Origin of the sequence: Prevotella denticola (genome assembly GCF_900454835.1) — a bacterium.
In the GTDB taxonomy this organism is placed as follows: Bacteria; Bacteroidota; Bacteroidia; order Bacteroidales; family Bacteroidaceae; genus Prevotella; species Prevotella denticola.
This window is the reverse complement of the sequence record NZ_UGTM01000002.1, coordinates 392,101-407,141: the sequence shown is the minus strand read 5'-3', so window position 1 is coordinate 407,141 and position 15,041 is coordinate 392,101. Positions and strand designations below refer to the sequence as shown.

The 15,041-nt window shown below is 49.3% G+C and carries 10 protein-coding genes; 3 read left to right on the top strand and 7 right to left on the bottom strand.

All coding sequences use genetic code 11. From position 1 onward, the window contains the following. Positions 1-20 precede the first annotated feature (20 nt). Together DYH27_RS09830 and DYH27_RS09815 are read left to right on the top strand one after the other, a co-directional pair. Positions 21-551, top strand: a complete 531-nt coding sequence (locus tag DYH27_RS09830; RefSeq protein ID WP_025067181.1) for a hypothetical protein — start codon at positions 21-23, stop codon at positions 549-551. An 821-nt stretch (positions 552-1,372) separates the two neighbouring features. Next, a complete protein-coding gene (locus DYH27_RS09815; protein WP_025067178.1) occupies positions 1,373-1,804 on the top strand; it encodes a hypothetical protein in 432 nt (143 codons plus the stop codon). Positions 1,805-2,603: 799 nt separating this feature from the next. On the opposite strand, the gene DYH27_RS09810 is transcribed toward DYH27_RS09815, so the two are convergent. The 7 genes from DYH27_RS09810 to DYH27_RS09780 all read right to left on the bottom strand — a co-directional run bounded on the left by DYH27_RS09810 (position 2,604) and on the right by DYH27_RS09780 (position 9,713). Next, positions 2,604-4,019 (bottom strand): tetratricopeptide repeat protein, encoded by a 1,416-nt coding sequence (locus tag DYH27_RS09810; protein WP_025067177.1) that lies wholly within the window; start codon positions 4,017-4,019, stop codon positions 2,604-2,606. A gap of 174 nt (positions 4,020-4,193) precedes the next feature. Next, the gene (locus tag DYH27_RS09805) at positions 4,194-5,159 is read right to left on the bottom strand and encodes a PstS family phosphate ABC transporter substrate-binding protein (RefSeq protein WP_029216517.1); all 966 of its coding nucleotides are present in this window, start codon (positions 5,157-5,159) and stop codon (positions 4,194-4,196) included. 13 nt (positions 5,160-5,172) lie between these two features. Continuing rightward, complete coding sequence (locus DYH27_RS09800) at positions 5,173-6,057, bottom strand: energy transducer TonB (RefSeq protein WP_004353417.1); 885 nt, start codon at positions 6,055-6,057, stop codon at positions 5,173-5,175. A 33-nt stretch (positions 6,058-6,090) separates the two neighbouring features. After that, complete coding sequence (locus DYH27_RS09795) at positions 6,091-6,765, bottom strand: ExbD/TolR family protein (RefSeq protein WP_004353415.1); 675 nt, start codon at positions 6,763-6,765, stop codon at positions 6,091-6,093. Beyond that, positions 6,765-7,421: an ExbD/TolR family protein gene (locus DYH27_RS09790; RefSeq protein WP_004353414.1), complete on the bottom strand. Its 657-nt coding sequence runs from the start codon at positions 7,419-7,421 to the stop codon at positions 6,765-6,767. The genes DYH27_RS09795 and DYH27_RS09790 overlap by 1 nt, the downstream gene beginning before the upstream one ends. Positions 7,422-7,451: 30 nt before the next feature. Beyond that, a complete protein-coding gene (locus DYH27_RS09785) occupies positions 7,452-8,291 on the bottom strand; it encodes a MotA/TolQ/ExbB proton channel family protein (RefSeq protein ID WP_004353432.1) in 840 nt (279 codons plus the stop codon). Between the two features lie 228 nt (positions 8,292-8,519). Continuing rightward, the gene (locus DYH27_RS09780; protein ID WP_025067176.1) at positions 8,520-9,713 is read right to left on the bottom strand and encodes a pyridoxal phosphate-dependent aminotransferase; all 1,194 of its coding nucleotides are present in this window, start codon (positions 9,711-9,713) and stop codon (positions 8,520-8,522) included. Positions 9,714-14,261: 4,548 nt separating this feature from the next. Here DYH27_RS09780 and DYH27_RS09765 point away from each other — a divergent pair. Next, complete coding sequence (locus DYH27_RS09765; RefSeq protein WP_244595172.1) at positions 14,262-14,954, top strand: hypothetical protein; 693 nt, start codon at positions 14,262-14,264, stop codon at positions 14,952-14,954. Positions 14,955-15,041 lie beyond the last annotated feature (87 nt).

Below are 15,041 nucleotides of genomic sequence, written 5' to 3'. Positions count from 1 at the left end.
TATTCTAAAACCATACATTTATGAAAAAAGTATTTTACTGTCTGATTTGCCTCATTGGGTTATCAGCATGCTCGTCAGAGAATGTCGTACTTGAGACATTAAGAGTTTATGATGTGGCAAACTCCACTTGCAAGTTAAATCTCTCTCCAACAGAAACCCGTATAGATTTCTATTTGGAAAATGATGCAAAACCTGCAACCCTTAGCATTGAATTGGGAAAAGACGGCATTGCCCAATGCGCACTCGAAGATGTGAAAGCCAACTGCGCCGTGAGAAATATTTATGTGAACATCGCTAATCAGGATAATCAGATTACCCTTGTTGTGTATCACAATGTCCTTGATGCATTTGCCGACTGCATCTGCAAATACGACGTCCGTTTCAAGATGGGCAGACTGACGGCAGGCAGCTATCATCTGAAAGCGTATTATGCCAGACCGGACAGGAAATACGAAGAGGCCGACATCGCATACAATGGCCAGATAGACATTGTCCAGAACAAGAAGGTCTCTGTAAGATTCAATCCGGAAGCAGGGCTGCCGGAAAATTAAGATACGGTTTTAAGCATCTGTCCAGATACATGGCACTTGGGCTGGTACACATCAGCTCGGGTGCCATTTTGCATTGTCGAAAATCCCGGCCTCCTCCCCCACCGTTTCCCCCGCAGCCGCATTTCACCCTTATCTCCGAGCCGGAAACCTTGCACATACTTCAAAGCAAGAGGGAGGAAACAGCAGGAAAACATCGGAGACCTGAAGAGAAAGGCGGTGCAAAGACACGGCAATGCGTGGCCTGTCCAGCCGTTCTTCGTTCAGGCGGCAGTCTGCGGCAGCCTCCATACGGACAGACACTGCCTGTATGCGGCCGCATAGCTGGACCGTACAGGGCAGATTCCTGTACACGGCATACAGCCACGCAACCAGGCCTTGCCTGCACTCCAATCAGGCCTTACCTGCACTCCAATCAGGCCTTATCTGCACCTCAATCAGGCCTTACCTGCACTTCTATCGGGCCTTACCTGCAAGGCTGAGCAAGACTCATCTGGACATCCGGAAAAGGCCGGCGGCAGGCCCGGCAGGTGCTTCTCACCCGGGGATCGGTGCGAACGACTGTTAACAGATGTTACCGTTTACGTTTATTTAAGAAATAAAAATTACGGAGTGAACATATACTGCGCTTCTTGCCGCTATCTTTGCCATACATCCGCAGGGGCCTTCTTCCCCAGCAGACCGGCTCTGCGGAGAATCTGATGCCGACACCTCCCGGCAGCTTCTCCTGCCGGCCGCCATCCGGCCGCACCGCCCGGGAAGGTCTGCAAGGAAAACACGTATCTGACAAAGAGCACCAAGTTAAACCAAAAACACCAAGAACAATGATGAAGAAAGTGAACATCGTAATGAAGGCCACGCACGCCTGGACACAAGAGGATGAAGAACGCCTGACGGCAAGACTCGTTGACAACTTCTACGACCTGATCAACCGAAGCGAAGAGGACGGACTGTACTGGACAGCCTCCCAGTGCGACCTCATCGAACTGGCACATATCGTATGGACAAGCGGCGCACTGATGGACAGACGGGGCCGCCCGATGGACTTCCAGACCATCGTACACCACATCTGCCGGGTGCTGCACGTACACGAGCCGCGCAACCCGTCGTCGGTCGTCTCTGCCGTGCGGGCGCGGAAGAATGTCAGGGTCGGACCGCTGCGGGAACGGTATATGCAGCTGGTCACCAAGGCGCACATACAGGACCCCATGCGGCTGGAGATAAGACGGGGACGACGGCCGGGCCGGACCTTCTGACTGCCCGCAGGCCCGTCCCACACTCCCCCATCGGCAGGAGATGGGATGGGCTGAAGCCAGGCGGAATCCTTACTTATAGTTGATATAAATCAATAAACATCCGACACATCGATATTTTTTCCATGAAATGCTTGACAAACTGAAAAAATCGTTGTAACTTTGCAACGTAATTCAAGAGATATTACATATCTGTCTCATAAGGTGTTTCCTTTACAGGTAGTAAAGATTGCTCAGGATTATTTTTGAAAAAGAAAAGATTTGTTTAGGTTAGTAATAGATTTAGGTTTTTAGTTATATTTTAGGTAAAGATTGTAGAAACATTTTCGTCGTGAGACGGAGATTAATCGGAGATAACGGAAGGGCAGTTTGCTCGGCCGTTTCTTTTTTTATACAGGACAGCAAAACGCGCAAATCTGAAAATTATGATTACCAACCTGGGAAATTCATAATCCATTACACAGAGGTCCCGGCCAAAGGGCAGTCGTCCTTGGGCCGGGATTCTGTATGAACGGGGCCGGATGAAGCCCGGTCTCTGTCCGCAGAGACAACACGCTCTGCCAGGCCTGTCCCTGACTGTGAGGCCAGCCTCCCATCATGCGACAAGCGGGACGGAAGCCGGCCGGGCAAAAACACGGCGGCACACTTCAAGGTCTGCCTTTTCCGCCCGGCACACGCCCGGCACACGCCCGGCACACAGGAACGGGGAGACAGAAAACACGGAAGAGGGCGGCAGCCTGTACGGCCGCCGCCCTCGGTCTGTCATGATTGTTCCAGAAAAAAACGTATACTTCAGAGGAGATTACAGTCCCAATGCCTTCTTGGCCCCCTCGTTGTCAGGATTGACATCCAGCACCTTCTTGAAATACTGGTCGGCAAGTTCCTTGTTGCCCTTCTTGGAGTAATAGTAACCGAGACCGTAGTACACGCTCTCCAGGTAACTCTTGCTGTCGGCGTCGAGATTCGGCTTCGCCTCCTCAAAGGCGGCCACCTTCTGATAGATTTCGGCCACCTTGTCAGGGTCGTTCATCAGCTGGGCGACATTCGCCTGGTTCAGCCATACCCAGTCGGAAATGGACGGGAACTTCTCGATCATCTGGTCGTAGACGGCCAGTGCCTTCGCCAGGACGGCATTCTTCTCGGCACGGTCCGTCAGGGCCTCCGCCTTCGTCACATACGTGTTGGCAAGTGTCGCCCAGTCGTTGTTGGTGGCCTTCCGGCTCTTGGAGAGATACTCCTGCTGCACCTCGAGTGCCTTGTCGTCGTTGCCCTGTGCGGAATAGATCGCTGCCAGCGTCTTCAACGGCTCCACGCTCTTCTTGTCGGCCTCGAGTGCCTTGTCGACATAGCTTACGGCCTCGTCGTACTGCTGTGCGCCGCAGAGTGCCTTGGCATATACGTCATAGTCGTTGGCCACTTTCTTTCCGGTACCGGCGAAGACCACCTTTCCGTAGCTGATGGCAGAAGGATAATCCTTCAGTTCGACCGACGCCATCATGGCGATACGGCTGAGGTATTCGCTGTTCGGGAACTTCTGCAGACCCTGCTTGACAACGTCCAGGGCCTTCTGATAATCCTTGGTGATGTAGGCGGCGAAACCGTAGTTGTAGAAGTTGTCCTCGGTCATATAGGCAGGGTTCGCCTTGCCGTACCACGCAAGTGCCTCCTGGTACTTGCCGTCGTTGAGCATGATCTCAGCCGCCGTGGCCTCTACCGGATAGTCCGGCTTCACCTTGCGCAGCTCCTCGAGCTTTGCGACAGCCACCTTGGAATTCACGTGTCGGTAGACCTTGGCATAACGCTCGTAAGCCGTGACGTTCTGCGGATCGAGGCTGATGGCCGTCTGGTACTGCTGTGCGGCGGCACCGGCGTTGCCGATGGAGTCCTGGAGGGCAGCGATGTCGCCCAGGAGGACGTATCCCAGACTTCCGTTGAACTTCTTGTTGTTCACCACGCTGTTGGCAATATCGGTCGCAACAGCATAATTGTGCTGCAGGAGATAGACGTTGCCCAGGGCAACGATGGCCTCCTCGTTCTTCTTGAAGGTCTTCTGATACTCCTTGATGAGGTCCTTGGCCGCCTTCGGGTCGTTCGGTGCGGCCTGGATGGCAGCGGTGATGGGCTTCAGAGCTTCGGCATAGTTGACTTCCTGTGCCGTTGCCGGAGCTGACATTGCCAACATCAGTACACCGGCGATAAAATATTTCTTTGTATTCATAATTCTCGTTCTTTAAAGGGTTACTTTCTGTGAGGGGTGAGCGGGGATGGGCGGAGATAAGCGATGATAAGCGGAAATGGCAGGGGGAGACGCCCCCCGGGCTGTGACCGCTCCTTTGTGACCGCCGCTTTCATGGCTGCCACTTTGATGCCTGCCGGATGCCGCCTGTCAGCGCTATTCCGTCTTCACCTCCACTTCCCGGATGTTGATCTCTCCCCGGTAAGGCAGCAGACCCGCCTTGAAGATGATCTTCTGTCCGATCGGATTGGTGACGAAATTGGCAAAAGCCCACGGCAGCGCCTTGTGGGGATCGGCAACGATGGCATAGATCGTCCTGACGAACGGGTATCTGCCGTCGAGCAGGTAAGCCTGATAGGGCTGCCAGCTGTTGCCGGGCTGTGCGACGGTGGTCTTAGAGATGCCTACCACCGTGATGTCCTTCTTGAATGTGGTGTTCGTGGAGTCGCGGTGGTCGTTCAACCAATTGGATCCGATGACACCTATCGCATTGGGAGTCTTGTGAACATAGTCGATGACCGCCTTGCTGTTGCTGGCGGCGACGATGTTCGCGCTCTTGATGTTCTTTCCGCCTAAGATGGAGTCGACGACATAATGGAGCGTCGCCGAAGCCTTGTTGTCGAAGACGACCTCGATGTCGCCCTGGGTACTCTTCGGGTTCAGCTGTTTCCATTTTGCAATCTGTCCGCTGAGAATCTTCTTCACGTCACTGACGGTGATGCAGGAGTCGCTGTTGGCCCTGTTCACGATGAAGGCGATTCCGTCATATCCTATCGGGAACACTTCCGGGATAGGACCTTTCCCCCGTAACATGGCATCCTCTCCCTTCGTCAGCCTGTGGGACGTGAAGAAGAGGTTTACCTTCTGGTCGAGGAGCAGTTTCATACCCTTGTTGTCGTCCGTATAGATCGGCAGCAGGTGGGTCTGTGGATAACGGAACTGATACGTCTGCAGCAGTTCCTCGATAATAGGACTAAAACTTTCGTCAGAGGCGAACTTAATCGTCCCTGACGTCGGTGTATCTGTTCTGCCGTCCCTGGCCTTCTTCTTTCCGCAGGCGAAAAGAAGGAGGCCGAGGGTCAGCATCAATCCTACTGTGATGTAGAATATGGGTCTTTTCATATCAATCGTGCTTTTACTGCAGCTTGAAGGTGATGGGCAGGGTGAACCAGACGTTGGCGGCCTGGCCGTTGTTCATGCCCGGATTCCACTTCGGCATGCTGTTGACAACACGCAGCGCCTCGCGGTCGAGCGACGGGTCGACGCCGCGGAGGACCTGTGCCTGGCTGACACTTCCGTCGCGTCCGACAACGAACTTGACGATGACGCGGCCCTGGATTCCGTTCTCGGCAGCGACTGCCGGGTACTGGAGGTGCGAGCTCAGCCATGCGTTCACATTGCCCTTGAAGGATGGCATCTGCTCAGCCACGGTGAAGATCTTGTTTTCCACCTCTTCCTTGGGTTCCGGCTTGGGAGCCTCAACGACAGGCTTCTCGATCTTCGGCACGATCTGCTCGGGAGTAGCGACGGTCGTACGTGCAGCGACTTCGGTACGGTCTTCGGAACCTTCCTTGTTCTCCACGCCGACGGCCTTCGTCTCCTTGTTCATCTTGACCATAGGCGGCATTTCCTCCTTCACGTCCTTGTCGTCCTTGATGACAGGAGCCGTGAACTTGACGGTAGCACGCGTTTCGGGCACCACCTTCTCCGGTTCGATTTTCTTCTGTTCCGGTTTCGGCTGGTTCTTCTTGCGTTCCGCCTGGTCTTTCTTTGCCTGTTCGAGAGCCGCCAGCTCCATCTTGGCTGCGTAAGCGGCCTGGGCTGCCAGTTCGTCGTTGTGCTTCTTGATCTGGTAAGCCAAGTAACCGCCACCGAGGAATGCAGCACAAAGCAGAATAGCCAATGCTTTGATGTTGCGCTGGGAGACGGTCTTACGGAGCCTGTACGCACCGTATTCCTTGTTCTTTCCGGCGAACACCATGTCGACCCATTTCGGATCGTATAGATCTATTTTTGCCATTGTTTCTTTCTTTAATTGTTTACGAATCAGTGATTAAGCCTTGATACCTTTCTTGGCCAGAAGAGCCTTGTCCTGGTCTGTCAGCTTGTCAATGACGTAAGTTCCAATGTATGAAATCTGCATTTCATCGAGAATGTCTACCAAGTGACGATAAGAAGCATGGTCGGTCGGCTTGATGATAACGGTCATTGTCGATACCTTCTTGCCGTTGATCATACCGCTCTTGATGGCAGCGATCTCAGACTGGTAGATGCTGTCCGGATAAGCATTCGGATTCGCCTGCTTCTTCTGGTTCAGCTCCTTGACGGCGATTTCCATGTCCTGATAAGGGACCGTGACGGCCTCGCCGGTAGAGGGATCACCCACCTGCTTGTGCTGGAGAACGTACCGGATGCCTTTCTGGGTGTTGCTCCAGTCGGCGGGCTTGAGCCAGTTCGCATTATCGTACTCGGGTTTACCGTTGCCGTAGAACATCTTGTCTCCGTCGGCGATGTAGATCGTGATGGAGTGCGACTCCTTGGCTTCGTTCTTCTTCGTATCGTCCTGCGTCTTGTCATTGCTCGGCATGGTCAGCTCCATCGTCGAAGGCTTGCTAAGCGAGGTGCAGAGCATGAAGAAGGTGATGAGCAGCATCAGCATATCCACCATCGGCGTGAAGTCCACGCGCACGGTCATCTTCTTCTGCTTACTTTTCTTTTCCTTTGCCATTACTTAGCTCCTCCGTTAGCTGCCTGGGCAGCCTTTTTAGCGTCCAACTGCGTGATCATGTAGTAATGGCTCTCGTCCATGTCCTGGAGTTCGCTCATTACTTTCTTAACTGTTCCATAGGGGGAGTCGGCGTCGGACTTGATGGCAAGTCTGACCTTCGGGTTCACCTGGCGGGCTGCGTTGACCCACTGCTGGAACTCCGTCATCTCCTGTCCCTGGATACTGTCGAGAGGTATCCCCATCTTGGGGAGTTCTTTGCTACGCTCTGCGGCCGGCTTAGACAGATAGGCTGCCAGCTTGTCGAGAGGAGTACCGAACGTTGACTCTGCGACAAAGGTCTTCTTCTGTGCAGGAGTCAGTGTTGTCATCCGTTCAACGATCTGTGCCAACTCGTTGGTGTTGTCGTAGCTCATAAATACCTGGCCTTCGCCAGTCGGTTTGCCGTCAGGTCCTTTTTCAGGGCTGACGAGAATCGTCAGGACGCCGTTCTCAGGCACCTTGGTCTCGGACACGGAACCCGGGGTGTTCACCTTCACCGGCTCGTTCTTTACGAACGTCGAAGTCAGCATGAAGAAGGTAAGCAGCAGGGTCATCACGTCGGACATAGGTGTCATGTCGATCCAGACGTCACTCTTCTTAATTTTTACTTTACCCATAGCGATAAATATTTAAAGGGTCAGCAAAAATTAAGCCTCTTCCGTGTGGTTTACTTCGTATGTCTGAGCGATAGAATAACCAACCTCGTCGAGTGCGTAAGTCAACTTGTCGACCTTGTTTGAGTAGTAGTTGTAGGAAACCACTGCGCACCAGGATGTAGCGATACCGAATGCGGTGTTGATCAACGCCTCGGAAATACCGGCAGACAGTGCGGCAGAGTCAGCGCCGCCACCTGCGGACAGAGCGGAGAACGACTTGATCATACCGGTTACCGTACCGAGAAGACCGGTCAGCGTACCGAGGGTGACGATGGTAGCGATGATCGGGAGGTTCATCGTCAGGGTCGGCATCTCGAGCTGTGTAGCCTCCTCGTGGGCCTGCTGGATCTTGGCTACCTTCTGTGCCTTCTTCAGGTTAGCGTTGGCACCTGTCTCCATGTCCTTGTAAGCGTTCAGGGAAGCCTTCACGACGTTTGCCACGGAACCCTTCTGCTGGTCGCAGAGCTGGTTGGCCTTGGCGAGGTCGTTGGCGTTGAGAGCTGCCTTGATGTTTGCAACGAACTTAGGAAGCGCACCCTTGCCGAAAGCGGTCTTCAGTGCCAGCCAGCGCTCGATGGACATAGCAAGCACGGTGAGCAGGAGGGTGTGGATGACCGGAACGACAACGCCGCCCTTGAAGATGGTACCCCATACGTCAGCCGGTGTCTCGTTGGTACCCGGATCCTGGAAGTGCATGTCGTTGCCGAACCATGTGAAGAACAGTACGAACGCAACGATGGCGCAAACGACGATGATCCAGAATGCACCTCTAACTCCTGTGAAGCCCTCGGACTTTTTCTTCGGGGCTGCTTTTTGTTGTGTAGTTGCCATAATTTGATGAAATTTTTAATTTTAGGTTATTAATGAATTAAATTGTTAATATCTTTCTGATTTATAAGCTTTTGTACAAGGAACACCTGCTGCGTACCGTCCGCAGCAGCGTCTTATCTCCGCAAAGATAGCAATTAAAAGAAAACTATGGGTAGGATTAATGACTTTTAACAATCAAAAAGATGGATAGTTTTTCCCCACGCTTTCTTACAGTTTGCCTGCCTCTTCTTATTTCAGCTTCGAGAGTACGTGCCTGATGCGCCGGAGAGCTTCCCTTATGTTGTCGTCGCTCGTCGCATAGCTCATGCGGAAGCAGCGGGGTGCGCCGAAGGCATCGCCGCCCACTGTCGCCACGTGCCCTTCCTCGAGGAGATACAGGGCGAGGTCGGTCGAGCTGCCGATGGTCCGCCTGCCGTCCGTCTTGCCGAAGAAGGCCGAGCAGTCCGGGAAGAGGTAGAACGCCCCCTGCGGCACGTTCACTTCCAGGCCGGGGATGTCCTTCGCCAGGGAGACGATCAGGTCGCGGCGGCGGCGGAACGTCTCGCGGAACGCCTCCACGCAGCTCTGGTCGCCCTCGTAGGCCGCCACGGCCGCCATCTGGCTGACGCTGCTCGTGCCGGAGGTGTACTGTCCCTGCAATTTACCGAGTCCCTTGACGATCCACTCCGGTGCGGCCACCCATCCGAGCCGCCAGCCCGTCATGGCGTAGGCCTTGCTGACGCCGTTGCAGACCACCGTCCGTTCCCTCATGCCCGGACAGGCGGCGATGCTGCTGTGCCCCCCTATATAATTAATGTGTTCGTAGATCTCGTCCGAGAGTACGAACAGGTCGTCGTGGGCGAGAACCACCTTGGCCAGCTCCCCGAGTTCCTCTTCCGAATAGACGCTCCCCGTAGGATTGCTCGGCGAGCAGAGGATGACCAGCTTCGTCTTCGGCGTGACGGCCGCCTCGAGCTGTGCGGCGGTGATCTTGAAGTCCTGACCGATGCCGGCCGGCACGATGACCGGCGTGCCTCCCGCCAGCTTCACCATCTGCGGGTAACTTACCCAGTAGGGGGCGGGGATGACGACCTCGTCGCCAGGGTTCACCAGTGCCAGGATGGCATTGCACACCCCCTGCTTGCCGCCCGTGCCGACGATGATCTCGGAAGCGGCGTAGTCCAGGCCGTTCTCCCGCTTCAGCTTCCGCGCGATGGCCTCCCGCAGGATGGGATAGCCGGGGACGGGGGAGTACTTCGAGTAATTGTCGTCAATCGCCTTCTTGCCGGCTTCCTTGATGAAACCGGGCGTCATGAAGTCGGGTTCGCCCACGCTCATGTTGATGACGTCAATCCCCTGCGCCTTCATCTCGCTGCTCTTCTGCGACATGGCCAGCGTAGCGGAAGGAGCCAGCCTTTTCAGACGGTCTGATAGTTCTGCCATTTTCGACTCAATCTTCTTCGTGAATAATTTTCAAGTACAAAAGTACGTAATTTCATTCTTATAACGCAACATTTCTTTCTTTATTTTATCCGGATGTCGTTTTTGCTGCCTTATTGACAGCTGACACGCCCTCCTGCCTGACACGGAGCAAACGATGACGAGACCTCTGCAAAAATCCATTAAGATGCCGAAGTCATAACTTGAAACCTCTGCAAAAACCTATTTTTCTCAAAACCATATATTTGATGATCAATAAGTTGCACTTTCCGAGAACCTCATGTAACGGAGCTTTCGCAGAGGTTGCAATTCATTGGTTGTCAACCATGGTTTCCGGATGGGGAAAGATTTTCGCAGAAGTCGCATTTCATTGGTTATCAACCGTGGTTTCCGGATGGGAAAAGATTTTCGCAGTGGTCGCATTTCATTGGTTGTCAACCGTAGTTTCCGGATGGGGAAAACTTTCGCAGAAGTCGTATTCCATTGGTTATCAGCCGTGGTTTCCGGATGGGGAAAGATTTTCGCAGAAGTCGCATAATGCTCTTTCACCGTCACCTCCGCACGATTTTCCATATCCGTTCCGTATAGCTATTGGGTTTGACACCTGTCTGGAAGCCTTACCCACAGACAGCAGCCTCGACAGCACGTCTCCTGCACGGCAGACCCGGGGGCGGCTGCCGGCTTCCCATAGTTTCCGCATCGCCACGGACAGCCTGCCTTCGGCTATGGCTTCCCGCAGTAAGGACGACCGAGGGACCTGCGTCCACTTTAGGTTCTTCCGAAATAGGGAGTGATAAAGTAATCCTACTGCATAATAACCTCCGTTGCTCCACGCACCGGCGGTGCCTCTGTTATATGGTCTTTACCTCCGTTCACTCCCTGCCTCTGTGTGATATTCATCAAAGTCATCAACTCACGAAACAAACCTCATCACTCCAAATTCCTGGAGCCCCCCACTTTAAATATGCCCCATGCGGGGAACCGCCAACAAGGCCTTACTTGAAAGCCAACTAAGGCTCACTTGAAAGCCTGTAAGGCCTTACTTGAATGTCAGATAAGCCTCACTTGCAATTTCATCAGACCTTACCAGGACTGTCAGATAAGGCTCACTTGTCTTTCTTTCAGGCCCCACATGAATTGCCAGATAAGCCTCACTTGCAATTTCATCAGACCTTACATGAATTGCCAGATAAGGTTCACTTGTCTTTCTTTCAGGGCCCCACATGAATTGTCAGATAAGGCTCACTTAATTTTCTTTCAGACCTTACCTGAAAGTCGGAACGTTCAGAACAGCTTTGAATTCTATCCTCCCCCTCCCCATGGAATCCAGCTTAAAAACAACCTGCATTCCGAAGAAGAAAATGGAAGAAAATCCCCTACCCTATCACGATGAAATTATTTTACGAACAGGAATGCCGTCTCCAAATACTTCCTCAGCAATATTCTCTACTTTCATTTCTTATTCTCCGTTGTTCTGCGCCGCCTTTCTGTTTTCTTCGAATGTCCCGACCCTTTACTCTCTTACACTGTCATCCTTCCGCCGCTACGCAGTTTTTCACTTTTTTGTCGCCGTTCCCCGACTCACTTTTCTCCTGCCTCCGCAACCGAATTCCTTTGTCTGTTTTCATGCTTTCCTGCTGTAGAAAAGTCTCAAAACAATGTGTCTGAAAACATAAAAACATACATATATAAAAATAAATTCATTTCCTTATTTTCATATTTATCTGCTCAAATCTTTTTCTATTATAATCTCCATTTACTTATTTAAAATTTCACGCTTTTATATAAATAAATAAAGACACATTTATAATTTCATATATTAAAATTATCCCATTAATATTTAAGATATTTATATAAAAACATTTTAGTACACATGAAAAATTAAATACATATTCAATTTTATATATATTAATGCAGTTTTACAACAAGTAAAAATAATCATAAATATTTATATAAATCAATATTATCAAAAGAAAGTCGCGATCAATAACAAAAAAGATGAGGAAAAAACAAGGATGTCTCTCCAATCAGCTCTAAGCAACGTTTCCTACCGCATCAATACGCCTCAACCGAACTTTCCACCTGTCTGTCCGGCTGTCTGCCCCGAATCCCTCTCAAATGCAGACACGAATAAAATGCAACGTAAAACGTTATAAACCAACATCATAGCATATTGAAAGAAACTCTGTCACGACGGAGACACCAGAATACGATACGCAAGACCAAAAGAAAACATCAACCAGTAGACGGAAAAAGTCATCGGTGACAACAAGAGAAGCAAGTAAAACTGCTAAAGAGTCCATTCCAACGAAGGAAAAGAATAACATAAATGCACGTAATGTACGTTTTTTTCAAAGTCTCAATTCATATTCAACAGACAACATAGCTAAAACACAATGCTGCCTGCCTACAACACGGAGGAGGGGAGACGACAGACAACACACTGATGACAAACGGCAGAAGGGTGCGAAAATAAACGGCAGAAGGATGCGAAAATGAATTGGAACTGCTGGCAGCCCAGGAACAGGAAGCAGAAAAATCTTTCAAACTTCCAAAAACAAACATTTATTCAAGTATATAAATATATATAACCGTGTCTATCAAAGATATACAGGTCCTGAAAAAGAAAAAAAGCAAAGGGAAACTGGAATAAAACACGGATGCGGAGAATTAAAAAAGAGAAATACCGGCACAGAGGATTACTGAAACAGAAGAGAATTACAAAAGCTGAATGCAAGGGAAAAGAACGGAAGCGGAAATACAAAAAATGGGAAATGCAGAAATGACATACGAACGCCGAGAAAGAATGAAGAAAAATATGCAGAATACAGATATAAAAAAAGATTCCCTGTATACAGCTGAATCCATAAAGATCAGTTAAAAGCTATGGAGAATAAAAATAAACGCAAACAGCTCATCAACAATATTTTATATATTCATATTATTACGTATTAAAACATCTATATCCACAAATAACCAAGCTAAAACGGCATTCTATGCTAAAGAAGAGGGCCTCAGGAAAATTAAGGAAGAACAAAGCAAATAGCTGGATGAAAAAAAAACGGAATAGGCAAAAACCTGTTTAAGAAAAAAGGAGGGCTTGAAACATACGAAGTAAGAGAAGGCCACCGGGAAAAAAGACTGCCGGAAGAAAGAAAAGGAAAGTTTGAAACCTACGAAGCATGAGAAGGCCGCCGAAATGGGACAGGAGTCTGCCGGAAGAAAAAAAGAATAATGATTAAGACCTACAGAAAATAGAGAAGGAAAGACGCAGGCATCTTAGCATCAATATTTTATATATTTACATTATCAAGTATATAAACATTTATATCCACACATAAACAAACTGGAACAGCATGCTATGCTAAAGAAGAAGGCCGTCAGGAAGGTTAAGGAAGAAGTAAGCTAATCGACGGATGAAGAGAAAACCAGAATAGGCAAAAACCTGCTTGAGAAAAGAAAAGGAGGGCTTAAAAACCTACAAAGCATGAGAAGACCTCGGGATGGGAAAAAAGTCTGCTGGAAAAAAGAAAGAGAAATGATTAAGACTTACGGAAAACAGAGAAGGAAAGACGCAGGCTTCTTATCATCAATATTTTATATATTTATATTATCATGTATTTAAACGTTCATATTCTATTTACACCGAACAAACTGGAACGGCATTCTATGCTAAAGAAGAGGGCCGTCAGGAAAAGCAACGAAACAAGAAGCTAATCTCTGCATGAAAAAAACATCAGGATGGGAAAAAGCCTGCCTGAATATATGCAGAAGACGGCCCGAATGCCAGTAAAGGAAAGAAAACGGTTTACGTATTATACACCTACCTGTTAATCAACTGAACACGAAACACCCCCCATAAACTGACAGTCAATCGGAAATCAGCTGACAGACATCAGCCCTGAATGTCAATTCAGTCTGCTACAAAAACAATAACTTAGCATGAACGGAGACAAAAGCAACAGAACAAAAATCAGACCTACCCGAGATGAAATATAATCCATCACCCTCCAGATGACCGGACAACCCATAGGGAACAGAGTATGTAAAATAAATTCAAACATGAACGCATCCGTGGAATAAGACCTCGAAAGGAAAATAAATATTTGCTTTTTAGTATAAATAGATTATCCAATATTTATATAAATATATTTCATAACAAAAACATTAAAACTTAAAAGAATAAACAGACAAAATAAAGACCAAATAACTTGCCGCAAATAAAACATATTTATATATTTACGTTTGAAAATAAATCAACATTTACAATTTTATATCAGATAAAGAAAAATAAAAGAAAGCTCGAGCAATGAAAATGAACAATATATATTTAATCATTTATTCATTTGCATTAAAGAATAAAGAAATAAATATTTTATAAGACAATTATTCTTTTACCTATTTATTTTTTCTAATAAAAATGTTTAGACGTATTTGTTTGTTTCAACAAATAAGTGTATATTTGCAAGCATAAAAATATAACCACGCTTTTACGTGTAGAACAAAAAAGGTCCGTCATAACAAGAAAACGGCTCTATATAATAAAAAGGTATGATAAAGTTGAAGAAATTCCCCGTTTCGGGTGCCCAAGGCGAAGTGCTGAACTGGAGCATGGGACTGTTCCTTGCCTTCAGCGCAGTAAACCTGGCCGACCACTGGACATCATCTCCCAACGAAGGACAGAGCATGTTTACCGAGGCGTTCGCTTCGCTACAGAGCAACAACGGAATCCAGATTGCAGAAGCAGTACTGCTGCTATCGACAAAACTGGTGATGTGGGAAATACTACGCAGGAATCTGAAGAAGAATAGTCATTTTTTCTTACAATTATCAGTCATCATATTGATGGTTCTCAATACGATTCTGACGGTTGCCACCTGTCTGCCGACAATCCATACAGGGGCTGAAGGAAGCATGATGATAGAAGTCGGCGAGACAAGCCGGCTGCTGTCCCACTTCGTTGCCTCCTGCTATACGGTAGCCACCCTCGTACAAATCGGCCTGGGAATCGGGCTGTTCCGAAAGTTCGCCGGCATGATCCGCTGCTATGGAGCTTCCCTGTTCCTCTGCCCGCTGCTCTCTACGCTCTGCAGCATGAGTTATTATTACATATATAATAATGTGGGCGGCGTATCGATGACAGACATCATCACCTATGGCACGATTGCCACGCTGATAAGTTTCGTCCTCACCGAGCTGCTGCCGTTCATCCTGCTGAGAAAGAGCATGACGACAGAGGACTGACGATCGGAAAGCCGCCCGACAGCACCGCCCATCCGACTGAAACGGAGACGGAGAGATAGCAAGATAAAAGACTGTTGTCAAAGCAAT